Here is a 22,337-nt window from a genome sequence, read left to right on the forward strand (position 1 = left end):
CGGTCAGGGCCCATCCGCCGCCAGGATCGGCGGCGCGTTGTATTTCAGGTGCCCGATGTAGCGCAGCGGCTGCGTCGCGGCGATGGAGGGCACGTCGCCCTCGCGCATGTGCAGCAGGTCGGCCGGGCTCACCCAGCGCGGATCGGCGGCGGTGATCGGCAGGCCCGCCTGGCGGTAGGCCTCCAGCACGAACTGCGAGCAGAAGAACTGGTCGTCGCGGCTCGCGCCCAACTGCACCATGGCCATGCCGCTGATGCAGAAATTGCTCACCGAGGATGGAATCAACGGCAGTTCGCAGAGGCGCCGGTTCAGCACGAAGGGCGCGTTCAGCAGCACGCCGGTGGTGTTGTAGCGCGTACCGACCTGCGAATTGGCCCAGGTGCGCAGCTTCGCGACGCCCGCGTCGTCCAGGCCGGGCACGCGAAAGGCAACCACCATCTGTTCCTCGGCCACCACATCGGCCAGCGGCCGTGCGCGCACGCCGGTGCCCACGGCTTCGGCGATCAGCCCGTCGCCCAGGTACAGCAGCGCGTGGCTCACCGGCGAAAAAGTGCCCAGCCGGATGCCGAACGAATTGACCGTGGCGATCGAGCTCAGCAGGATGTCGCCGGGTTCCAGCGCACTGGCGGTGATGAGCTCGCCGCCGTTGCCCGGCGCGATGACCGAGCTCTGCACCCTCAGGCGCAGGCCCGAGTCCTTGGAGGGCAGGTCGACCCGGGTGGCGCAGGCGGCGAGCAGCAGCGCGGCACCCGCCGCGGCGGCACGAAGAGCGGCCCGCATCATCCCTTCCAGACGAACGGAAACTTCAACTGCTTGAAGAAGCCGTTGGGCACGTAGTCGCCCAGCACGCCGTACTTCTCGGGCCAGAGCTTGGTGCTTTTCACCGCGGTGCCGAAGATGTAGTCGAGGAAGGCGTAGTGCGCCGAATAGTTCTTGTCGAGCGCCTCGATGTCCTGGCTGTGGTGCCAGTGGTGGAAGTTGGGCGTCACGATGATGTAGCGCAGCGGGCCGAGCCGCACGCTCACATTGCAGTGGTTGAACACCGCCTGGAAGCCGACCACCACGATGTAGGCGTCGATCACTTCCTTGCTGAAGCCCAGCACGTAGATCGGCGCCAGCACCAGCGTGCGGGTGATCAAGAGTTCCAGGATGTGCTGGCGCGAGCCGGCCATCCAGTCCATGCTCTTGACGCTGTGGTGCACCGCGTGCAGGCGCCAGAGCACGGGCACCTCGTGGTACGCGCGATGCGTCCAGTACTGCACGAGGTCGGCCACCAGAATGATCAGCAGGATGCCCGCCCAGAACGGCAGATTCCCCACCCAACCGCGGATGCCGTCGTTGGCCGCCCAGCCGAAGAGCTTGTGCACCATGAGGTTGGTGGCCAGCAGCACGAAGCCCACGATCATGTGGTTCACCACGAAGTGATGAAAGTCGGTCTGCCACTCTTCGCGGAACACCGGCTGGTCTTTCCGCAGCGCGAACAGCTTCTCGATGAAGATGAAGATCAGCGACGACCCCAAGAGGTCGAGGATGAACCAATCGAGGCCGATGTACGGCGTGTTGTCCGCGAAGTCATGCACCGGCACCTTGTGCCCGCCGAGCAGCGCCGAGGCCACCACCAGCAGGAACGCGGCCGACGAAAGCCAGCGCGAGCGGTTGAAGATGATGTTGACCAGCGAGAGCCCGCCCGAGACCACCAGGGCCACGAGAAGGATGTAGCGCATCACGTCGACGTTGTAGCTCTTGCGCAGCTCGGGCGTCGTGAGGTACTGGGGGAAGTGGAAGGCCAGCACCCCGAGGAAGCACAGGATGGCCAGGCTCAAGGCAATGGTTCCGGTGACGAGGCCACGGCCGCGCTGCAGCTCGCCGTGGCTCGCCGTGAAGTCGTTCAGTTTGTCGAGCATGTCCGCCTCTCTCTCTATCGCTTGTGCTTTGTTGGAGCGCGATTTTAGGCGGCGTAGGATGAATCTCACATAGGCCGAACGGCCCGCCGTCTCAACAACGCCGCGGCACCCAGCGCGATTGCCATGACCAGCAGCGAAACGACGGTGGTCACCGTTCCCAGCGCATAGATCGACGGCGTGGTGACGGTCGAGGTCAGCCCCTGCAATTCGAGCGGCAGCGTGTTGACGTCGCCGATGGCCTGCGAGGTGCGGGCGATCTCGTCCCATGAGAGCGTGAAGCCGAACATCCCGATGCCGACGATCGAGGGGCCGATCAGCGGCAGCACCACGAAGCGGAAGGTCTGCCACGGCGTGGCGCCGAGGTCGCGCGCGGCCTCTTCGTACGCCGGGTTGAAGCGGTTGAACACGGCGAACATGATGAGCAGGCCGAAGGGCAGGGTCCACGTCAGGTGCGCGCCGAGGGCGGAGCTGAAGAGGCCGAGCGCCGTGCCATAGCCTTCGAGCAGCGTGGTGGCGTCCATCGCCGTGAGCACGCCCTTGATGCCGGTGTCGAGCAGCCGGAACTGCAGTCCGATGCCGAGCGAAATGATGATCGACGGCATGATCAGGCTCGCGACCGTCACGAAGAAGAGCGCATTGCCGCCCTTGAGCTTCTTGCGAAATGCGAGCCCGGCCAGCACCGACAGCACCACGGTGAAGGCCATCACCACCGCGCCCAGTGCCAGCGAGCGCCTGAAAGCCGCGCCGATGTCGACGGTGCCCAGGCCCTCGGCCAGCTTGTAGAACCAGTGCAGCGACAACCCGCGCAGCGGAAAGGTCAGGCCACCTTCAGGGCCCTGGAAGCTCAGCACGACGATCGTGATCATCGGGCCGTAGAGAAACAGCACGAACAAGGCGAACACGATCGCAAGGGGCCAGAAGCCGGGGGCACGCTGAGCGCCGATCGGTGTCTGCATGTCAGAGCTCCTTGCGAATATCGACCAGCCGGGTCAGCCCCCAGATGATCATCAGCACCACCGCCAGCAAAATCATCGCGTTGGCCGCGGCCAGCGGAAACTGCAGGTACGAGGTCTGCACCTGGATGATCTTGCCGATCGATGCGATCTGCTGGCCACCCATCACGCCGATGGTCACGAAGTCGCCCATCACGATGGTGATGACGAAGATCGAGCCGATCAGGATGCCGGTGCGCGACAGCGGCACCACCACGTTCCAGAGCGTCTGCCAGCCCGAGGCGCCCGCGTCGTTCGCCGCTTCGAGCAGCGACCGGTCGATGCGCATCATGCTGTTGAAGATCGGCACGATCATGAACATCGTGTAGAGGTGCACGAAGGCCAGCACCACCGAGAAATCGGAGAACAGCAGCCACTCGACCGGCTGGTTCACGAGGCCCGTGCCCATCAGCGCCTGGTTGACCAGGCCGTTCCGCCCCAGCAGCGGCACCCACGAGATCATGCGGATCACGTTCGATGTCCAGAAGGGCACGGTGCACAGCACGAACAGCACCGTCTGCATGGTCGACGAGCGCACATGGAACGCCAGGAAGTACGCGACCGAAAACCCGATGAGCAGCGTGATGCCCCACACCAGCAGGCAGAACTTGAAGGTGCTGAGGTACGTGTTGAGCGTGACGCACAGGTCGCCGTTGTCGGTGAGGTGCGAGCACCCCTCGAACAGGCTCAGGTAGTTGCGCAGCGTGATCGCGGGGATCAGCTCGTACTCGTTGAAATTCCACAGGCTGACCATCGCGACCAGCGCCAGCGGAATCAAGAAGAACAGAAGAAACACCAGCGCAAAAGGCGCCGCCTGCCACCACGCCTTCACGGTGTGAAGCGGGTTGGCGGCGGCGGATGCGCGGGTGGCGGGAGCGCTCACGGAATCGAAAAGGAAGTCAGGCCGCGACGAACTCGTTCCACTTGCGCACCATGTACTCGTTCTCGTCCATCACCGCGTTCCAGCACGCGATGCCGCCCATGCGCTGCTCGTAGCTGCCGCCGTCGCGCACCGCGCCGGCCTTGGCGATCACGTCACCCTGCGGGCTCTTGATGTCCTGCGCGGCGGGCTTGCCTTCCATCCAGTAGGCCCACTCGTAGGCTTCCATCTTGGTCTTGGCGGTGTCGAGCACGGCGCTGTAGTAGCCCTGGCGATTGAGGTACGCGCCGGCCCAGCCGTCGAGGAACCAGTTGATGAATTCGTAGGCGCCATCGAGCTTCTTGCCCGAGAGCGTGGCGGGCAGGCCGAAGCCCGAGGCCCAGGCGCGATAGCCTTCCTTGAGCGGCTGGAAGGTGCAGTCGATGCCCTTGCCGCGCACCGCAGTGACGGCGGGCGACCACATCGACTGGATCACCACTTCGCCCGAGGCCATGAGGTTGACCGACTCGTTGAAGTCCTTCCACAGCGCGCGGAACTGGCCGGCCTTCTTGGCCTCGATCAAGGTCTTGATCGTCAGGTCGATCTCCGCCTTGGTCATGTTGCCCTTGTCGGCGTACTTGTGGATGCCCTTGGCCTCCACCACCATCGCGGCGTCCATGATGCCGATCGAGGGAATGTTCAGGATCGCGGCCTTGCCCTTGAACTCCGGGTTCAGCAGCTCGGCCCACGAGCCGATGGGGCGCTTGATGAGGTCGGGGCGAATGCCCAGCGTGTCGGCGTTGTAGGTGGTCGGAATGAGCGACATGAACTGCGTCGGCGACTTGGCGAACGCCTTGCTCTTCTCGCCTTCGAGGTAAATCACCTTGATGGGCGCCGTGCCCTGGTCGCCGACCTTCTTGCCGCCCACTTCGCCCTTCGTGAAGAGCGAGGTGATCTTGGCGGCGTTCTTCACGCGCTTGGTGTCGATGCCTTTCAGGTTGCCGGTCGGCACGATCTTCTTGAGCGAGAAGAACTCGGTGTCGATCAGGTCGAAGCTGTTGGGTGCGGTCACGGCGCGCTTGGTCACGTCGTCGGTGGTCACGGCCACGTACTGGATCTCGATGCCGGTGTCGGCCTTGAATTTCTCGGCGATCGCCTTGTCCTGGTTCACCGCGGTGCCCAGGTAGCGCAGCACGATCTTTTCCTGTGCATGCACGAAGGGCGCAATGCCGGTGGCCAGAATGCCGGCGGTGCCTTGCAGCAGGGCGCGGCGCTTGACGCCGGCGGACGAGTCGATGGGTTCGGTCATTGGCAAAGTCTCCGTGGAAGAAAAAAGAGGCGAACGAGAGAGGGGAGAAAGGAAGGAAAAAGAGGACTACGGCGCCACGGCGAGTGAGCGCGCATCGGCTTCGGCCCATGACAGGCGAACCGTCTCGCCCTGCGCATAGGGGCTCGCGAGAAAAGCGGCTTCGCCCAGCAGCACCGACACGTTCCGGCGCTCCGGCGCGGCGGCTTCCAGCGCCAGGCCGAGCAGCACGTAGGTGCCCTGGTACTCGACATCGGTGATCGCCGCGGCAAGGCCGCCGCCGTCCGATGTCGTTGCGATCCGCATGTGATCGTTGCGCACGGCAATCGGCCCGGCGGGCGTGTCGATCACGTTGTGGCCGCCCATGAAGCGCGCCACGAATTCGTTGGCGGGGTGGTTGTAGATCTCGTGCGGCGAGCCGACCTGCTCGATCACGCCGTGGTTCATCACCACCATCGTGTCGGCCAGCGCCATGGCTTCTTCCTGCGAGTGCGTCACATGCACGAAGGTCAGGCCCAGCTCCTTCTGCCAGCGCCGCAGCTCGGCGCGCATCTGGATGCGCAGGAACGGATCGAGCGCGGAGAGCGGCTCATCGAGCAGCAGCACGCGCGGCTCGGTGATGAGCGCGCGGGCCAGCGCCACGCGCTGCTGCTGTCCACCGGAGAGCTCGCCCGGCTTGCGCTCGGCCAGATGACCCATCGCGACGCGCGCCAGGAGATCGCGCGCACGCTTCTGGCGCTCGGCCTTGCCGACGCCTTTCATCTTGAGGCTGAAGGCCACGTTGTCGGTGGCCGAGAGGTGCGGGAACAGCGCGAAGCTCTGGAACATCATCGCCGTGCCGCGCGCGGCGGCGGGCAGGTTGGTGATGTTGCGGTTGTCCAAGAGGATGTCGCCGCTGGTGACCGATTCATGCCCCGCGATCATGCGCAGCGTGGTGCTCTTGCCGCAGCCCGAGGGCCCCAGCAGGCAGCAATAACTGCCGCTGGCGATGCGCAGATCGATGGCGTCGACGGCGGCCGGCGTGCCGGGGGCGTAGCGCTTGCTGAGCGCGACGATCTCGACCGCGGCGGGCGGGAGCGGGGCGACGGCGTTCATTGCCGGGCGGAAAACGGGCGGGTGACGGGCATGCACCGTCTAAGCACGCTCCATGCCACGTGGTCGGCAGCGCCCCGGCTGCCACGGGGACTTTCGAAAGCTAGGTGCCGAACCGGTCCGCACTCACCGGCAGCGCTGCCGCGGCTAGCCCGCGCAGCACGTCGCCCACCACGATCACCGCGGGGCTCGCAAGCCCCGCTTCGGCGATGCGTGCCTGCAGCCCGTCGAGCGTGGTCGCGATGTGGCGCTGGTGCGGCAGGCTTGCGTGCTGGACAACGGCAACGGGCGTGTCCCCCGGCAGGCCCTGCAGCAATTCGCGTTCGATGCGCGCCGCGCCCGACACGCCCATGTAGATCACCAGCGTGAGGCGCGCGTTGTGCGCCATCGCTGCCAATGCGCGCCAGTCGGTCGGGTCATCCTGCGCACCCGCGCCGGTCTTGGCGTGGCCGGTGACGAACACCACGCCCTGTGCGTGGTCGCGGTGGGTGAGCGGCACGCCCAGCGAGGTGACTGCCGCGAGGCCCGCGGTGATGCCGTTGACCACCGCGCATTCGATGCCGGCTTCGCGCAGGTGCTCCACCTCTTCGCCGCCGCGGCCGAAGATGAACGGGTCGCCGCCCTTCAGCCGCACCACGGTTTCGCCTTCGCGCACCGCGGTGATCATGAGCCGCTCGATGAACGCTTGCGGCGTGCTCTTGCAGCCGCCGCGCTTGCCGACGTGCACGATGCGCGCGCCGGGGCGGGCGTAGGCCAGGATTTCGTCGCTCACGAGGTCGTCGACCAGGAGCACCGTGGCCGCCTGGATCGCCTTCACGGCCTTGATGGTCAGAAGTTCCGGGTCGCCGGGGCCGGCGCCCACCAGCGTGCAGCGGCCGGTGATGAGGGGGGATGCGTTGTTCATGCGTGGGATGCCAGTTGCTTGATGTGCCCGACCTGTGTGGCGATGGCTTCGGGCACGGGAAGCTCGCCGTTCAATACGCGCCGCGTGTAGTCGGCCGTGGTGGCGACGTCGATTTCCTTCGGCAGACCGGGCACCTCGGCCGCGGTGCCGCTGGCCTGCGCCTGCAGTTCGGTGCGCACACCGCAGAGGAAGCCGTCGATCTGCGCGGTGCGGCGCGGGTCGGAGACCACTTCGCCTTCGAGGCCGCGCGAGAGCAGGGCGGTGGTGCCCATCAGCTCGAAGGTCTCGGCCATGACGCGGGCGTATTCGGGGTGCGTGTAGCTGGCAACCACCACGGCCGGGCCGGCCGTGGGCTGCATCAGCTTGACCACGCTGTGGCCGGGGTTGCGCAGGCCGACGACGCGTCGCACGTCGAGCAGGCGCTTGAGCGCGGGGTTCAGCAACTCGGTCGCGGCGAAGCCCACGGTGCCGCTGGCGATGGGGCCGATGGCAGTCATGGGCTGCACGTCGAGCGCGGCGAGCACGTTCGAGGCGAGCACGCGTGCCGTTTCGGTGGCGCTGCCATGCACCAGCACCGGAAGGCCTTCGCGGGCCAGCAGCAGCGCCAGCAAAGGGGTGAGCACCGGAAGCTTGCGCGCGCCGTTGTAGCTGGGCAGCACGATGAGCGGGCGGTCGCCAGCGGGAATGTGCTGCAGCCGCGCATGCGTGGCGTCGAGGAAGCCGGCCATCTCCTCGGGCGTCTCGCCCTTGATGCGCATCGCCAGGCAGAAGCCGCCGATCTCCAGGTCGGTGACGGTGCCGTCCAGCACCTGGCCGAACAGGTCTGTGGCCTGTTCGCGCGTGAGCGGCTTGGCGCCTCGCGCGCCGCGGCCGATTTCCTTGATGTATTGGCTGATTCCCATGGGTAGGCGGATTGTCCTGCAACGCTTATGCCGGAATGCGAGTCGGCTTATGCACCCTCGGGAACGGCTTCCGCGGGCATCAAACGGATCATGCGTTTGAGCTCCGGAATGCACGAGCCGCAGTTCGTGCCGCATTTCAGCGTGCCCTGCAGCGCGGCCAGCCGCTCGTCGGGCGTGCCGCTGCAGCGACCCAACTCGCCTTGAATGGCCAGGTCGGTCACGTTGAAGCAGGTGCAGACCGGCTTTCCGCGCGACTGCACCGCCAGCGGCGCACGGGCGCCGGGCGAAAGCAGCAGGCGACCATAGCTCTGCGCCGGCAGTTCCTCCCGCAGCAGCGTGGCGATCCAGGCTTCGGCGCTGGTGTCGCCTGCGAGCAAGAAGGCCTCGAGGCCCGCGCTCTGGTCGGCGCGGCGCACCAGCCGCACCGAGCGGCGCTGGCCGCGGCGGCGGTCGGCATAGCGCAGGGTGTCGGCGCTTTGCAGGCCGAGCAGGGTTTCGATCTGCTCGAGCAGCGCATCGGCCGGCGCATCGTGCGCGGCTGCGCGGAACAGGAGGCCGCTGCGTTCCGCACCCGCCGCGTCCTTGGTGCTGCCAGAGAACGGCACGCAGGTCGCGAACGGAAACATCGCCATCAGCGGCTGCAGTGCGCGGTGCACCGCCAGTACCTCGTCGGTCGGGAGCCACGCCATCGTGAGCAGCGACCACGGCAGCTCGGCCTTGAGGATCTTCACCGCCGTGTGCTTGAGCTCGGGCTGCTTCGAGGTCGGGCAGTAGGCCGGCGTGGTGAGCGCGTTGATGCCGGCCAGCCGCGTGCCGGTCGACGAGCAGCCGCTCAGGTACTCCTCGCCCCAGTGCATCGCGACGAAGGCCTGGCTCAGGCCGATCTCGGTGCTGGCGCGCGCGGGCAGCAGGATCGAGCCTCGCTTCGAGGTCAGGTGCACGAGGTCGCCTTCGCCGATCTGGCGCCGCGCCATGTCCTGCGGATTCATCTGCACCATGGGCTCGGCGACATGGCCGAACAGGCGGCCGACAGTGCCGGTGCGGCTCATGCCGTGCCACTGGTCGCGCAGGCGCCCGGTGTTCAGCGAGAAGGGGTAGCGCGCCTCGCGGGCCTCGGCCACGGGTTTGTAGGGCGTGTCGACAAAACGGGCGCGGCCGTCGGGCGTGGGGAACACGCCGTCTTCGTACAGGCGCACCCGGCCGCTGCTTTCGCCTTCCTTCAGCGGCCATTGCTGCGGGCCGAGGTCGTCGAGCATCGCGTAGCTCAGGCCGGTAATGTCCAGGTCGCGCCCGCGTGTGGTCTCGCGGTGTTCGTTCCAGACCGATTCGGCGGTGTCGTACGGAAAGAGCGTGCCTGCGCGGCCGAGCCGCCGTTCGAGCCGGCGCGCGAAGTCGGTGGCAATCGACCAGTCGTGCCGCGTCTCGCCCGGCGCGGCGATGGCGGGGCGCACGCGCGAGATGCGGCGCTCGCTGTTGGTCACGCTGCCGTCCTTCTCGCCCCAGGTGGTGGCGGGCAGCAGCAGGTCGGCGAAGGCGCAGGTGGCGGTGGTGGAGAAGGCCTCCTGCACCACCACGAACTCGGCGCGCTCCAGCGCACGGCGCACCGTCGCCTGATCGGGCATCGACTGGGCGGGGTTGGTGCAGGCGATCCACAGCGCGCGGATCTCGCCGTCGGCGGCGGCCTGGAACATCTCGACCGCGGTCTTGCCCGGTTTCTCCGGCACCGACGGCACGCCCCAGAGCGCCGCCACTTCGGCGCGATGCGCGGGGTTGGCGAGGTCGCGGTGCGCGCTCAGCAGGTTGGCGAGGCCGCCCACTTCGCGCCCGCCCATCGCATTGGGCTGGCCGGTGAGCGAGAACGGGCCGGCGCCGGGCTTGCCGATCTGGCCGGTGGCCAGGTGCAGGTTGATGAGCGCCGCGTTCTTCGCCGTGCCGCTCGAAGACTGGTTCAGGCCCTGGCAATAGAGGCTCAGCGTCGCGGGCGAAGTGGCGAAGAGCCGCGCGGCCTGGAGCAGATCGTCCTTCGGAATGCCGCAGACCTGCGCCACCTTGTCCGGCGTGCATTCGCGCGCCGTGGCCTTCAGCGCGTCGAAGCCGTTGGTGTGCTCGGCGATGTACTTTGCATCGGTCCAGCCTTCCCACAGCATCAGGTGCAGCATGCCGTGGAACAGCATCACGTCGGTGCCGGGCTGGATCGGCAAGAACAGGTCGGCGATCTCGACCGTGTCGGTGCGGCGCGGATCGGCCACGATGATCTTCAGCGCCGGGTTGGCCGCCTTCGCATCCTCGATGCGGCGGAAAAGAATCGGGTGCGCCCACGCCGTGTTGCTGCCCACGATGAAGAGGCAGTCGGCATGCTTCAGGTCGTCGTAGCAGGCGGGCGGCGCATCGGCGCCCAGTGTCTGCTTGTAGCCGGCGACCGCGCTGCTCATGCACAGGCGCGAGTTGGTGTCGACGTTGTTGGTGCCCACCAGGCCCTTGGCGAGCTTGTTGAAGACGTAGTAGTCCTCGGTCAGCAACTGGCCCGAAATGTAGAAGCCGACCGCATCGGGGCCGTGGTCCTGGATGACCTGTGCGAACTTGCCTGCCGCGTCGTCGAGCGCCGCATCCCACGACACGGCCGTGGGCGTTTCGCCGCGCACGAGGCGCTGCAACGGCTGCAGCAGCCGCGCCTGCCGCGTGACCGGCGCTGCGGCTGTCAGGTGCAGCGTCGAGCCCTTGGTGCAGAGGCGCCCGAAGTTAGCAGGGTGGTCGGGATCGCCGCGCACGCCGGTGATCTGCGTGCCGTCGGATTCGATGATCACGCCGCAGCCGACGCCGCAGTACGGGCAGGTGGAGCGGGTCTCTTGCACCATGAAGCGGCTCAGCTTTCTTCGGTAGACAGGATCGCCATCGTGGCGAACGGCTTCGGACCCGCGACCGGGCGCTCCAGGTCGATGGCGTGCGTCGCCAGTTCACCGGCGTCCAGGTGCACGATGCCGCCGTCCACCTTCACAGCGAACTTCGGCGTGCAGCCTTCGTCGGGCGACTTGGCGCAGCCGTCGTCCAGCCCGAGGGTCCAGTTGTGCAGCGGGCAGGCCACGCTGGTGCCGAACACGATGCCCTGGCTCAGCGGGCCGCCCTTGTGCGGGCAGCGGTCGAGCAGCGCGAAGACCTGGTCCTCCGCGTTGCGGAACACCGCAACGTCCACGCCCGCGGGCCGCGCGACGCGGCGGGCGCCGAGCACGGGGATGTCGTCGATGCGGCAGATGGCTTTCCATTCGCTCATGGTTTGGCTCTCTAGGTTTTGAGGTCGGAGTACAGGCCGGTCACGCGGTCCATGATCCCCAGCAGGTTCTCGCTGGTCACGAACACGTCGGACATGAGGGCGGGCGAGGCGCCGGCACCCTCGAGGCGCAGCAGTCCGCGGTTGAAGAACATCCACTGCGCATCGGCCAGCACCAGCTCCTGGCGGATCTGCGCCGTGGCTTCCGGCGCGTTGCGCAGGATGTCGAGCCCCGCGAGGAATTCGGCCCGCGACTTTGCGATCTCGGCTGCGCTGCCCGCCGCGTCGATCTGCATCGCGCCGGCCAGGTAGAACTTGGCCATGCGTTGCGACAGCATCCGCTGGCGGCCCGCGACGTTGACCAGCCGGCCCACGGGCTTGCCCGAAGCGGCTTCGTACTGCGTCGTGCCCTGGTTCGCGAGCGCGAGCACGGCGGCGTCGAGCTTCACGACCTTGGCGACTTCGTCCTTGCTGGGCGTGACGGTGGTGAGCTCGCGTTTGAAATTTCCCCAGGCGCCGTCGAGCGCTTCGTAGGTGTCGCGGATCGTGGGGCTCGGCGCGAAGGCCTTGAGCTCGCCAAGCTGCTTTTCAAACAGCGCGATCGACTTGTCCAGCACCTGCTGCGCATTGCGCGTTTCCACCTTTTGCAAGAGCGCCAGATAGGCCTTGCTCGCGCGCTGCGACAGCATGCGCTGGCGGCCCGCCTTGTTGATGGCGTCGTTGAGGTCGGCCACCTGCGCGCGCGCACCCACCGCGGCCAGCGCGGTGGAAGCAATGAAGAGTCTTCGTTTCAAGCGTTCTCTCCGTTGGCCGGTCAGAGGGACAGCGGCGCGAACTGCCGCACGTCCACGTTGGCCTGTGCCGACTCGAACCACGGATCGGGTTCGCCGTCGAGCGCGAACTGCAGCTTCTCCCAGAGCGTCTTGCGGCCTTCGGCGTCTTCGAGGATCTTCTTCTTCACGTAGTCGAGGCCCACGCGTCCGATGTAGTGCACCGTGCGCTCCAGGTACCAGCCTTCCTCGCGATAGAGCTGCAGGAAGGCGCCCGAATACTCCATCACCTCGGCGGCCGTCGTCACCTTCACGAGGAACTGCGCCACCTCGGTCTTGATGCCGCCGTTGCCGCCCACGTAGAGCTCCCAGCCCGAGTCGACGCCGATCACACCCACGTCCTTGATGCCGGCCTCGGCGCAGTTGCGCGGGCACCCCGATACCGCGAGCTTCACCTTGTGCGGCGAATACATGGCCCAGAGCGCACGCTCCAGGTCCTTGCCCATCTGCGTGGAGTCTTGCGTGCCGAAGCGGCACCACTCGCTGCCCACGCAGGTCTTCACAGTGCGGAGCGACTTGGCGTACGCAAAGCCCGAGGGCATGCCGATGTCTTTCCACACGCCTTCGAGGTCTTCCTTCTTCACGCCCAGCAGGTCGATGCGCTGGCCGCCGGTGACCTTGACGGTCGGGATCTTGTATTTGTCGGCCGCGTCCGCAATGCGGCGCAACTCGTCGGGCGTCGTGTGGCCGCCCCACATGCGCGGAATGACGGAATAGGTGCCGTCCTTCTGGATGTTGGCGTGGCTGCGCTCGTTGATGAAGCGGCTCTGCGGATCGTCCTTCGCCTCTTTGGGCCAGGTGCTGATCAGGTAGTAGTTGATGGCGGGGCGGCAGGTGGCGCAGCCGTTGGGCGTGCGCCAGCCGAGGTTGCGATACACCTCGTCGTGCGTGAGGTAGTGCTCCTTGCGAATGGCGTCGCGCGCATCCTGGTGGCTCACGTCGGTGCAGCCGCAGATCGCCTTCTTCTTCGGCGTGGCCGAGTAGTCGCCGCCCGCGGTGAACATCAATATCTGCTCGACCAGCCCGGTGCACGAGCCGCAGCTGGCGCTGGCCTTGGTGTGCTTCTTCACCTCGTCGAGCGTGAAGAGGCCCTTGTCCTTGATCGCCTTGCAGATGGTGCCCTTGCTCACGCCGTTGCAGCCGCACACCTCGGCGTCGTCGGGCATGCTCGCGGCCTTGCTGTGGCCCTCGTGGCCGGTGTCGCCGATGTTCGATTCGCCGAACATCAGCTTGTCGCGGATGTCGTGCACGCTGCGGCCGTCGCGCAGCAGCTTGAAGTACCAACTGCCATCCACGGTGTCGCCGTAGAGGCAGGCGCCCACGAGCTTGTCGTCCTTGAGCACCAGCTTCTTGTAGACGCCGCCGAAGGGGTCGCTCATCACGATCTCCTCGGTGCCTTCGCCGCCCATGAACTCGCCGGCGCTGAAGAGGTCGATGCCCGTCACCTTCAGCTTGGTGGAGGTGAGCGAGCCCAGGTAGCGGCCGATGCCGAACTGCGCCAGGTGGTTGGCCGCAACCTTGGCCTGTTCGAACAGCGGCGCCACCAGCCCGTAGGCGATGCCGCGGTGCGCCGCGCATTCGCCCACCGAGTAGATGCGCGCGTCGGTCACGGTCTGCATGGTGTCGGTGACGACGATGCCGCGGTTGCAGTGCAGGCGCATCTTCTCGGCCAGCTCGACGTTGGGGCGAATGCCCACGGCCATGACAACCAGGTCGGCCGCGACCTCGGTGCCGTCCTTGAAGCGGATCGACTTCACACGGCCGTCTTCGCCACCGACCATGTCCTGCGTCTGCGCACCCATCAAAAATTTCAGGCCGCGGTCTTCGAGCGACTTCTGCAGCAGCTTGCCCGCGACGTCGTCCAGCTGGCGCTCCATGAGCCAGGGCATGACGTGCACCACGGTCACGTTCATGCCGCGCAGCATCAGGCCGTTGGCCGCTTCCAGGCCGAGCAGGCCGCCGCCGATGACCACCGCGTTCTTGTGCGTGCGCGCGGTTTCGATCATGCAGTCGGTGTCGGCGATGTCGCGGTAGGCGATCACGCCCGTCAGGTCCTTGCCGGGCACGGGCAGCATGAAGGGGTTGGAGCCGGTGCACATCAGCAGGCGGTCGTAGGCGGCTTCGGTGCCGTCCTCGGCGCGCACGATGCGCTTGACGCGGTCGACCTCGACCACCTTCTTGCCGGCGTGCAGCGTGATGTGGTTGTCGCTGTACCACTCCCAGCTGTTGAGCACGATCTCGTCGACCGTCTGCTCTCCCGCGAGCACCGGCGACAGCATGATGCGGTTGTAGTTCGGGTGCGGCTCGGCGCCGAAGACGGTGATGTCGTAGAGGTCGGGCGCGATCTTCAGCAGCTCTTCGAGCGTGCGCACGCCGGCCATGCCGTTGCCGACCATCACGAGTTTCATTTTCTTCTTCATGGGCTGGGCCTTTCCTCGAAATCAGGCGAACGAAGGCCCACGGCGCGCGTGGAGAATCGCGCCATGAGCTTTGAAGTGGACATCGGCTACAGCAGCCTGCGCGGACCCCGCGAGGTGAACGAAGACTTCGCCGGTGCCGTGCATGCGCCGCGCGGCGACGAGGCGCGCGGGTTCATCGCGGCGATCGCCGATGGCGTGTCCACCGGCGGGCGTGGCCTGGAGGCGGCGCAGACCACGGTGATGGGCCTCCTGGCCGACTACTTCGCCACGCCCGACACCTGGGAGCCGACTGCCGCGCTCGACCGCCTGATCGGCGCGCAGAACGCCTGGCTCGCCGACCACAACCGGCGCCGCGCGGGCAGCGCGACCGCACTCACCACGCTCACTGCCCTGGTGCTGCACGGCCAGAGCTACACGCTGGCGCACGTGGGCGACACGCGCGCCTGGCGCGTGCGCGCCGATGGCGAGGCGGCCGTGCCACTCACGGCGGACCACGCCTTCGAGCATCCCGACATGCGCAGCCGGCTCACGCGCGCCATCGGCCTGGACGACCAGGTGCGCGTCGACTACGCGCAGGGCGACGTTCGCGTGGGCGATTGTTTCGTGCTGACTTCCGACGGGGTGCACGGCGTGCTCAAGCCGCAGCAGGTGGCTGCGCTCGCATTGCAGGGCGATGCCGAAGCGGCGAGCGAGGCGCTGGTGAATGCGGCGCTCGACGCCGGCACGCGCGACAACGCGACCGCGCTGGTGATCCGCGTCGTCGGCCTTGATGCGCGACAGCTCGACGACGAACTCGGCGACGGCCGCCGGCTCGCGCCCCCGCCCTTGCTGAAGGTGGGCGACGTGCTCGACGGTTATGTCGTCACTGGCCTGGTGGCCGACACCGGCGTGCACCTGCTCTACCAGGCACGCCATCCGGCCACGCGCGGGCTGGTCGCGCTCAAGACGCTGCACCCCTCGCGCGCCAGCGACCCGCAGGAGCGCGCGATGCTCGCGCACGAAGCCTGGCTGGGCCAGCGCGTCGGTGAGGGCGGCGGTTTCGTGCGCGTGCACGAACGCGCCGAGAACGCGAGCGCGCTCTACATCGTGTTCGACTGGCACGGCGGCCGCACGCTGGAGCAGATGCGCAAATCCGGCGCGCGCGGCACGGTGGCCGAGGTGGTCGCCGCGGCCATCGAGGTGACCAAGGCGCTCGGCCGGCTGCACCGCCACGGCGTGGTGCACCGGGACATCAAGCCCGGCAACCTGCACCTGGGCGACGACGGGCGCTGGCGCATCCTCGACCTGGGCGTGGCGCTGTCCGGACGCGAAGGCGCGGCGCAGCGCGAGCTGCATGCAGGCACGCCTAGCTACATCAATCCCGAGCAGTGGGAGGAGGGCGGTGTGGCCGATGCGGGCAGTGACCTGTTCGCGCTCGGCGCCACGCTGTACCAGTGGCTCGGCGGGCACCTGCCCTACGGCGAGATCGAGCCCTACCAGGTGGCGCGCTACCGGCGCGATCCGGTCGCGCTCTCGCGGCTGCGGCCCGATGTGCCGGTGTGGCTCGACCATCTCGTGCGCAAGGCCGTCGCCCGCGATCCGAGGGAGCGCTTCGAGACCGCCGAGGAAATGCTGCTCGCGCTGGAGCGCGGCGCCTCGCGCCCCGTCGGTGCGCCCATGGCCACGCCGCTCGCGCGCCGCGACCCGGTCATGCTCTACAAGATCGCCCTCGGCGTGTCGTTGCTGTTCAACGCACTGCTCGTGGTGTGGCTGCTCTTCCTGCCACGTTGAGGACGAACGGAAGAAGCTCATGGCCGGGCGGCCTTTCGCGGAGCGGTATAGGTCGTGGAAGCGGGAGCCGGTGAAGTGCGCGCGCGACCACCTTTTTCGGCCCAGGTGCGCGTCCAGCGGATCTGCATGACGCGCATCACGCCCAGCATCGCCAGCGAGAGCGCGCCGAAGAAAACGAAGCCCCAGGTGTAGCTGCCCAGGTACTGCTTCGACAGGCCCATCGCGTTGGGCACGAGGCCGCCGCCGAGCGCGCCGATCTCGCCGATCATCGAGCCGGCCACCGCGGTGCTCAGCGGCCAGCGCAGCGGCACCAGCTGGAACAGCGCGCCGTTGCCCGCGCCCAGCGCGGCGAAGCACACGATCAGCAGCAGCGTGGTGAGCGCCAGCGAGCCTGCGGAAAAGCCGACGAGCACGAGACCCACGGCCACCACCAGCAGCACCACGGTGAGCGTGTTCACGCCGCCCCAGCGGTCGGAGAGCCAGCCGCCCACGATGCGTACCGCCGCGCCCATGAAGGCCGCGAGCATTGTGAGTTGGCCCGCCTGCACCTTGCTCACGCCGAACTGGTCGTAGTAGTACGAGGGCAGGAAGGTGGTGAGGCCGATGAAGCCGCCGAAGGTCACGCCGTAGATCAGGCTGAAGACCCAGCCGTCTTTCTCGAAGAGGCAGGCGATGTGTTCGCGGAAGCTCGCGTGGCTGTCGACGTCGGGCGGCTCTTTGGCAAAGATCACCATGACGACCATCGGGATCAGGATCGCGACCGCGGCCACGCCGTACACCGCCTGCCAGCCCAGCCACAGCGCCAGCGGCGGCGCCACCAGCACCGACACCGCCGTGCCCACGTTGCCCGCGCCCACCAGGCCCATTGCGAGGCCCTTGTGCTGCGGCGGGAACCAGCCCGAGCCCAGCGACAGCGCCACGCCGAAGCTCGCGCCGGCAATGCCCAGCAGCACGCCCATGGCGAGCAGGTCGTTGAAGCTCTTGACGAAGAAGAAGCCGAACAGCATCGCCACCGCGATGAGGCCCATCTCGACCAGCGTGGCCTTCTTGCGGCCGATGTACTGCGAGAGGATGCCGAGCGGAAAGCGCATGAGCGCGCCCGCGATGATCGGCACCGAGAGCATCAGGCCCTTCTGCGCGGGCGAGAGGTCGAATGTCTCGCCGATGAAGGGCGCCATGGCGCCGTTGAGCACCCAGATGCAGCAGGAGAACGAGAAGTACAGGAACGCCGCGAACAGCGTGGGACTGTGGCCTGACTGCAAGAAATTCCTGAAACCGGACATGGTGTTCAAAGGTGCAAAAAGCCGCGGCGCGACCTTGGAAGGGTCGTGTCGACGGACAGGGTTGGGGTCGGGGTGCCGGCAGCGGACGCTGTCGGCGTGGGGGTGTGCCCGGCCTGTGCATGGCCGGACGGGTTGCAGGAGCCTGCAGCCTCACCAAAGCGGTGCTTCGTTACACCGCATCCCCTTCGTTGCAAGAGGCGTGCCCGCGAAATTCCACGGGGGCGCGCGCAGGCGTGGCCTATGCTTGCCGTGCCTTCCGACACCCCGCCATGACTTCCCTTCTTCTCGTCCTGCCCAATGAATTCGAGGCCCCCGCGCCCTTGCCGGAGCCACTGCACCAGGGGCTCACGGATGCCGGCGCCACGGTGATCGGGCGCGCCACTTGCCGCACGCTGGTGCAGCAAGCCGGTGCGCTCGCACCGCAACAGGTGCTGGCCTGCCTGCCCGATGCGGCGCAGCTGCAGGCGTTGCGGGATGCGCTGCAGATCTGGAACGGCGTGCCGCCCTGCGCGGTGAGCGTGGCCGGTGCGCCGCTGGAGGGCGCGCAGCACGAGGCGTTGGTTGCGCTCGGCGTGCATGCATGGGCGCCGCTCGATGCGCTGTCGATTCCCGCATTGCTGGCCCGCGCGCAGGCCCGTTGGACGCGCGAAACCGCGCTGCGCACCGAGCTCGACAACCTGCGCACCCGCATGGACGAGCGCAAGTGGGTCGATCGCGCCAAGGGCCTGTTGATGTCCGCGCGCGGCATCGGCGAGGACGAGGCCTTCGGCCTGCTGCGCGGCGCCGCGATGCACGCCAACCTGCGGCTGGGCGAAGTGTCTCGCTCGGTCATCGAGGCCGCGCAGTGGGCCGAGGCGATCAACCGCGCGGGGCAACTGCGGATGCTGTCGCAGCGGCTGGTGCGCGTAGCGGCGCAGCTGCTCGCCGGCATCGACGTGCAGCGCGCGCGGGTCCTGCGCACGCAATCCACCGAGCGGGTGCAGCAGAACCTGGATCACCTGTCGGCCCTCGATCTGGGCACTGCCGGCGTGCGTGCGCTTGCCGAGGTGCAGGCGGCATGGAACGGATTGAGTACGGCGCTGCCCGTGAAGCCCACGTCGCAGGGGCTCGCGGAGATCGATGCGCGCGGCGAGGCCTTGCTGCTCGCGGCCGAAGCGATGACGGAGGCGCTGGAAGCTTCGGGCGCACGGCGCGCGCTGCGCATCGTCAACATCTGCGGGCGGCAACGCATGCGGGCGCAGCGGCTGGCGAAGGATGCGTTGCTGGCTTCGACGCTTGCCGCAACCGCCTCGCGCGACCGGCTGCTGCCGACCATGAACGAGTTCGAAGCCGCGCTCGTGGAACTGGAGCGCGCGCCCCTCAGTTCACCCGAGATCCGCGCCGGCTTGGTGACTGCGCGCGACGAATGGCTGCGCCTGGTCGGCGGTGTGCAGGCGCTGGACAGTCCTGAAGGTCGCGCCACGCTGGTTCGCTCCAGCGAAGCGCTCGTCGACACCTTCGAGCGCCTCACGGGTTGGTACGAGCACAGCCTGCAGGTCATCATGTCCTGAAGCCGGTTGTGCGGTACCTGCTGGGTCAGGCCGCGACCTTCTCCACATGCGCCTGGCGCGTGTAGAGGAAATCGATCACCGCCTTGCGCGCATGCACATAGGCCGGGTCTTCCGCCAGCTCGACGCGGTTGCGCGGGCGTGCGATGTCCACCGCCAGCACGTCGCCGATGGTGGCGGCCGGGCCATTGGTGAGCATCACGATGCGGTCGCTCAGCAGCACGGCCTCGTCGACGTCGTGCGTGACCATGACGACGGTGCTGTGCGTCTTCTGCACGATGGCGAGCAGCTCGTCCTGCAGCTTGGCGCGGGTGAGGGCGTCGAGCGCGCCGAAGGGCTCGTCCATCAGCAGCACCTTGGGTTCCATCGACAGCGCGCGTGCGATGCCCACGCGCTGCTTCATGCCGCCGGAGATTTCGCCGGGGCGCTTCTGCGCGGCAGGCGTGAGGCCCACCAGCGCGAGCGCTGCATCGGTGCGCTGGCGCAGTTGTGCCTTGCTCTCGGTGGCGGCGAACACGCGCTCGACCGCGAGGTACACGTTCTCGAAGCAGGTGAGCCAGGGCAGCAGCGAGTGGTTCTGGAACACGACGGCGCGTTCAGGGCCAGGCCCTTTGATTTCGCGGTTCGCGCACAGCAGCACGCCTTGCGTCGGCGTCGTCAGCCCGGCGATCAGGTTCAAGAGCGTCGACTTGCCGCAGCCCGAGTGCCCGATGAGCGTGATGAACTCGCCCTTGGCAACGTTCAGGTTGATGTCGCGCAGCGCGAGGAAGCTCCCCTTGGCCGTCCTGAAGCGCTGCTCGACGTCGCGGATCTCGATGTACTTGCTGTCGTCGTTCATGACTTCACCTCTTCGAACGTGAATGCGGTTGCCAGCTTGATGAGCGCGAACTCCAGCACCAGCCCGACGATGCCGATCACGAAGATCGCGATGATGATGTTGGCGACGTTGAGGTTGTTCCACTCGTCCCACACCCAGAAGCCGATGCCCACGCCGCCGGTCAGCATCTCGGCCGCGACGATCACCAGCCACGCGGTGCCTACCGCGAGGCGCACGCCGGTGAGCATGTAGGGCAGCACGGCGGGAAAGAGGATCTTGGTGAGGATCTTCCATTCGGAAAGATTGAGCACCTTCGCCACGTTCATGTAGTCGCTCGGCACGCGCTGCACGCCGACGGCGGTGTTGATGACCATCGGCCAGATCGAGCAGATGAAGATGGTCCAGATCGCAGCAGGGTTGGCGCCCTTGAACACCAAAAGGCCGATGGGCAGCCACGCGAGCGGTGACACCGGGCGCATCAGGCTGATCAGCGGGTTGAACATGCGTGCGAGGAACTCGAAGCGCCCGATCGCGAAGCCTGCCGGAATGCCGACCAGCGCCGCGAGCCCGAAGCCCAGCGCCACGCGTTGCAGCGACGAGAGCACGTTCCAGCCAACGCCCTGGTCGTTCGGCCCCTTGCTGTAGAACGGATCGCTGAACACGGTGAGCGCCTGCTGCCAGGTGGCGAGCGGTGTGGGAAAGCCGGTGGTGCTCTTCATGGCGACCAGCTCCCAGATCAAGAGCAGCAGGCCGAAGCCTGCGAGCGGCGGGAGCACGCGCATCCAGAAGGCGCGCAGGTCGATGGGCGTGCGGGTGCGGGGCTCGGGCGCAGGGGCCGCCACGACTGCGGGCGCGGGTGCCACGGGCCTGGCCGCGGCAGGTGCCGGCGCCTGCGATGCGGCCGCTTCGAGCGGAGAGTGAAATACAGCGCTGACCATGGTGCGTTTCTCCTCAGACATGCAGCTTGAAAGACTCGGCGTACTTCTTCGGGTCCTTGCCGTCCCACACGGAGCCGTCGAAGAGCTTGCTGGTGCGCATCACGTCCTTGGGCACGGGCGTCTGCGTGGCGGCGGCGGCCTGCTTGTAGATGTCGATGCGGTTGATCTCGGTGGCCACCTTCAGGTAGTCCGGATGCTCCTTCAGCAGGCCCCAGCGCTTGTGCTGGGTGAGGAACCACATGCCGTCCGAGAGGTACGGGAAGTTCACCGCGCCGCCGTTGTAGAACTTCATGTGGTTCGGGTCGTCCCAGCTCTTGCCGAGGCCGTTGGTGTAGCGGCCCAGGATGCGCTGGTTGATCGCGTCCACGCTGGTGTTGACGTAGCTCTTGTCGGCGATGGTCTCGGCCATCTTGTTCTTGTTCTGCAGGCCGGTGTCGATCCACTTGCTGGCTTCGAGGATCGCTGCGGTCACGGCGCGTGCGGTGTTGGGGTACTTCTTCGTGAACTCGGCGGTGCAGCCGAGCACCTTCTCGGGGTGGTCCTTCCAGATGTCCTGCGTGGTGATGGCGGTGATGCCGATGCCGTCCATGATCGCGCGCTGGCCCCAGGGCTCGCCCACGCAGTAGCCGTCCATGTTGCCCACGCGCATGTTGGCCACCATCTGCGGGGGCGGCACGGTGATGTTCTTCACGTCCTTGAACGGGTCGATGCCGGCCGAGGCGAGCCAGTAATAGAGCCACATCGCATGCGTGCCGGTGGGGAAGGTCTGGGCGAAGGTGTATTCGCGCTTCTCGGTGGCGATGAGCTTGGCGAGCGAGGCCGCATCGACAGCGCCTTTGTCGGAGAGCTTCTTCGAGAGCGTGATCGCCTGGCCGTTGTTGTTGAGGGTCATGAGCACGGCCATGTCCTTCTTCGGGCCGCTCAGCCCCAGGTGCATGCCGTAGACCAGGCCGTAGAGCACGTGCGCCATGTCGATGTCGCCGTTGGAGAGCTTGTCGCGCACGCCGGCCCAGCTGGCTTCCTTGCTGGGGACGATCTTCACGCCGTACTTCTTGTCGATGCCGAGCACCGAGGCCATCACGACGCTGGCGCAATCGGTCAGAGGGATGAAGCCGATCTTCACTTCTTCTTTTTCTGGCTTGTCGGAGCCCTGGGCCCAGACGGCGGCGCGCAGGGCGGGGTCGATGCCCACGGCGCCGATGGCGGCGGCTTGCAGTACGCGGCGGCGGCTGAGACGGGTTTTCAGCAGGTCGGTCATGAGGGCGGGCTCCGGTTGAAGAACGAACAAACAAAAAAAGCAGAAGCGAAAAACAAAAAAGGCGTCCCGACCGCGCAGGGGCTGCTCGCGAACGAGCCCTTGCGGGATGGGGACGCCTTTGTCCGGTTCGGTGGGAGACACCCGCCGTTGGGTGCCGCCTGCCTGTAGACCACGAAGGTCTTATGTACTCACCTATGCAAAACTGCGTGCCAGTAATCGTGGGATGTGCGGTGCTATCGAAAAAGTAGCT

At 67.2% G+C, this 22,337-nt stretch carries 18 protein-coding genes; 2 read left to right on the plus strand and 16 right to left on the minus strand.

Features of this window, described 5'->3' with window-relative positions; all coding sequences use genetic code 11:
* Positions 1-3: 3 nt before the first annotated feature.
* The 12 genes from QFZ83_RS07125 to nirB form a co-directional block, all read right to left on the minus strand.
* The gene (locus QFZ83_RS07125) at positions 4-783 is read right to left on the minus strand and encodes a YaeF family permuted papain-like enzyme (RefSeq protein ID WP_373457493.1); all 780 of its coding nucleotides are present in this window, start codon (positions 781-783) and stop codon (positions 4-6) included.
* Entirely contained in the window at positions 780-1,904 is a 1,125-nt protein-coding gene (locus tag QFZ83_RS07130; RefSeq protein WP_013542439.1) for a sterol desaturase family protein, read from the minus strand. Before QFZ83_RS07130 ends, QFZ83_RS07125 begins: the two co-directional genes overlap by 4 nt.
* A 65-nt stretch (positions 1,905-1,969) precedes the next feature.
* Positions 1,970-2,860 (minus strand): ABC transporter permease, encoded by an 891-nt coding sequence (locus QFZ83_RS07135; RefSeq protein ID WP_307504360.1) that lies wholly within the window; start codon positions 2,858-2,860, stop codon positions 1,970-1,972.
* A gap of 1 nt (position 2,861) precedes the next feature.
* Positions 2,862-3,779: an ABC transporter permease gene (locus QFZ83_RS07140; protein WP_307504365.1), complete on the minus strand. Its 918-nt coding sequence runs from the start codon at positions 3,777-3,779 to the stop codon at positions 2,862-2,864.
* 16 nt (positions 3,780-3,795) lie between these two features.
* Positions 3,796-5,064, minus strand: a complete 1,269-nt coding sequence (locus QFZ83_RS07145; protein ID WP_306878862.1) for a PotD/PotF family extracellular solute-binding protein — start codon at positions 5,062-5,064, stop codon at positions 3,796-3,798.
* 66 nt (positions 5,065-5,130) lie between these two features.
* Complete coding sequence (locus tag QFZ83_RS07150) at positions 5,131-6,156, minus strand: ABC transporter ATP-binding protein (protein ID WP_307504367.1); 1,026 nt, start codon at positions 6,154-6,156, stop codon at positions 5,131-5,133.
* Positions 6,157-6,256: 100 nt separating this feature from the next.
* Entirely contained in the window at positions 6,257-7,057 is an 801-nt protein-coding gene (cobA, locus tag QFZ83_RS07155) for a uroporphyrinogen-III C-methyltransferase (RefSeq protein WP_307504369.1), read from the minus strand.
* Positions 7,054-7,959: a DNA-binding protein YbiB gene (ybiB, locus tag QFZ83_RS07160; RefSeq protein ID WP_307504371.1), complete on the minus strand. Its 906-nt coding sequence runs from the start codon at positions 7,957-7,959 to the stop codon at positions 7,054-7,056. The genes cobA and ybiB overlap by 4 nt, the downstream gene beginning before the upstream one ends.
* Positions 7,960-8,006: 47 nt before the next feature.
* Positions 8,007-10,811: a nitrate reductase gene (locus QFZ83_RS07165; protein ID WP_307512651.1), complete on the minus strand. Its 2,805-nt coding sequence runs from the start codon at positions 10,809-10,811 to the stop codon at positions 8,007-8,009.
* A gap of 11 nt (positions 10,812-10,822) precedes the next feature.
* Positions 10,823-11,227: a nitrite reductase small subunit NirD gene (gene nirD / locus QFZ83_RS07170; protein ID WP_306878855.1), complete on the minus strand. Its 405-nt coding sequence runs from the start codon at positions 11,225-11,227 to the stop codon at positions 10,823-10,825.
* 11 nt (positions 11,228-11,238) lie between these two features.
* Positions 11,239-12,018: a type IV pili methyl-accepting chemotaxis transducer N-terminal domain-containing protein gene (locus QFZ83_RS07175; protein WP_307504373.1), complete on the minus strand. Its 780-nt coding sequence runs from the start codon at positions 12,016-12,018 to the stop codon at positions 11,239-11,241.
* A 20-nt stretch (positions 12,019-12,038) separates the two neighbouring features.
* Entirely contained in the window at positions 12,039-14,474 is a 2,436-nt protein-coding gene (nirB, locus tag QFZ83_RS07180) for a nitrite reductase large subunit NirB (protein ID WP_307504375.1), read from the minus strand.
* Between the two features lie 63 nt (positions 14,475-14,537).
* On the opposite strand from nirB, the gene QFZ83_RS07185 reads away from it, so the two are divergent.
* Positions 14,538-16,244, plus strand: a complete 1,707-nt coding sequence (locus QFZ83_RS07185; protein ID WP_307504379.1) for a bifunctional protein-serine/threonine kinase/phosphatase — start codon at positions 14,538-14,540, stop codon at positions 16,242-16,244.
* Positions 16,245-16,261: 17 nt separating this feature from the next.
* Here the strand turns inward: QFZ83_RS07185 and QFZ83_RS07190 are convergent, their stop codons facing one another.
* A complete protein-coding gene (locus QFZ83_RS07190; RefSeq protein ID WP_307504382.1) occupies positions 16,262-17,527 on the minus strand; it encodes a nitrate/nitrite transporter in 1,266 nt (421 codons plus the stop codon).
* 269 nt (positions 17,528-17,796) lie between these two features.
* Between QFZ83_RS07190 and QFZ83_RS07195 the strand changes: the two genes are divergently transcribed.
* The gene (locus QFZ83_RS07195) at positions 17,797-19,077 is read left to right on the plus strand and encodes an ANTAR domain-containing protein (RefSeq protein WP_307504386.1); all 1,281 of its coding nucleotides are present in this window, start codon (positions 17,797-17,799) and stop codon (positions 19,075-19,077) included.
* Positions 19,078-19,102: 25 nt separating this feature from the next.
* On the opposite strand, the gene QFZ83_RS07200 is transcribed toward QFZ83_RS07195, so the two are convergent.
* From QFZ83_RS07200 to QFZ83_RS07210, 3 genes are read right to left on the minus strand one after another with little or no spacing between them, the layout of a single operon-like run.
* The gene (locus QFZ83_RS07200) at positions 19,103-19,912 is read right to left on the minus strand and encodes an ABC transporter ATP-binding protein (RefSeq protein ID WP_306878848.1); all 810 of its coding nucleotides are present in this window, start codon (positions 19,910-19,912) and stop codon (positions 19,103-19,105) included.
* Positions 19,909-20,829: a nitrate ABC transporter permease gene (ntrB, locus tag QFZ83_RS07205; RefSeq protein WP_306878847.1), complete on the minus strand. Its 921-nt coding sequence runs from the start codon at positions 20,827-20,829 to the stop codon at positions 19,909-19,911. The genes QFZ83_RS07200 and ntrB overlap by 4 nt, the downstream gene beginning before the upstream one ends.
* Before the next feature lie 13 nt (positions 20,830-20,842).
* Positions 20,843-22,087: a CmpA/NrtA family ABC transporter substrate-binding protein gene (locus QFZ83_RS07210; RefSeq protein WP_306878846.1), complete on the minus strand. Its 1,245-nt coding sequence runs from the start codon at positions 22,085-22,087 to the stop codon at positions 20,843-20,845.
* Positions 22,088-22,337 lie beyond the last annotated feature (250 nt).

Origin of the sequence: Variovorax sp. W1I1, assembly GCF_030815625.1 — a bacterium.
GTDB classification, from domain to species: domain Bacteria; phylum Pseudomonadota; class Gammaproteobacteria; order Burkholderiales; family Burkholderiaceae_C; genus Variovorax; species Variovorax paradoxus_C.

What these genes read in the sequence shown, in the direction of transcription:
- QFZ83_RS07150 (WP_307504367.1), bottom strand. Translation starts at nt 6,156, where the DNA reads ATGAACGCCGTCGCCCCGCTCCCGCCCGCCGCGGTCGAGATCGTCGCG.
- QFZ83_RS07135 (WP_307504360.1), bottom strand. Translation starts at nt 2,860, where the DNA reads ATGCAGACACCGATCGGCGCTCAGCGTGCCCCCGGCTTCTGGCCCCTT.
- QFZ83_RS07125 (WP_373457493.1), bottom strand. Translation starts at nt 783, where the DNA reads ATGATGCGGGCCGCTCTTCGTGCCGCCGCGGCGGGTGCCGCGCTGCTG.
- QFZ83_RS07200 (WP_306878848.1), bottom strand. Translation starts at nt 19,912, where the DNA reads ATGAACGACGACAGCAAGTACATCGAGATCCGCGACGTCGAGCAGCGC.
- cobA (WP_307504369.1), bottom strand. Translation starts at nt 7,057, where the DNA reads ATGAACAACGCATCCCCCCTCATCACCGGCCGCTGCACGCTGGTGGGC.
- ntrB (WP_306878847.1), bottom strand. Translation starts at nt 20,829, where the DNA reads ATGGTCAGCGCTGTATTTCACTCTCCGCTCGAAGCGGCCGCATCGCAG.
- QFZ83_RS07145 (WP_306878862.1), bottom strand. Translation starts at nt 5,064, where the DNA reads ATGACCGAACCCATCGACTCGTCCGCCGGCGTCAAGCGCCGCGCCCTG.
- nirB (WP_307504375.1), bottom strand. Translation starts at nt 14,474, where the DNA reads ATGAAGAAGAAAATGAAACTCGTGATGGTCGGCAACGGCATGGCCGGC.
- nirD (WP_306878855.1), bottom strand. Translation starts at nt 11,227, where the DNA reads ATGAGCGAATGGAAAGCCATCTGCCGCATCGACGACATCCCCGTGCTC.
- QFZ83_RS07210 (WP_306878846.1), bottom strand. Translation starts at nt 22,087, where the DNA reads ATGACCGACCTGCTGAAAACCCGTCTCAGCCGCCGCCGCGTACTGCAA.
- QFZ83_RS07130 (WP_013542439.1), bottom strand. Translation starts at nt 1,904, where the DNA reads ATGCTCGACAAACTGAACGACTTCACGGCGAGCCACGGCGAGCTGCAG.
- QFZ83_RS07185 (WP_307504379.1), top strand. Translation starts at nt 14,538, where the DNA reads ATGAGCTTTGAAGTGGACATCGGCTACAGCAGCCTGCGCGGACCCCGC.
- ybiB (WP_307504371.1), bottom strand. Translation starts at nt 7,959, where the DNA reads ATGGGAATCAGCCAATACATCAAGGAAATCGGCCGCGGCGCGCGAGGC.
- QFZ83_RS07190 (WP_307504382.1), bottom strand. Translation starts at nt 17,527, where the DNA reads ATGTCCGGTTTCAGGAATTTCTTGCAGTCAGGCCACAGTCCCACGCTG.
- QFZ83_RS07195 (WP_307504386.1), top strand. Translation starts at nt 17,797, where the DNA reads ATGACTTCCCTTCTTCTCGTCCTGCCCAATGAATTCGAGGCCCCCGCG.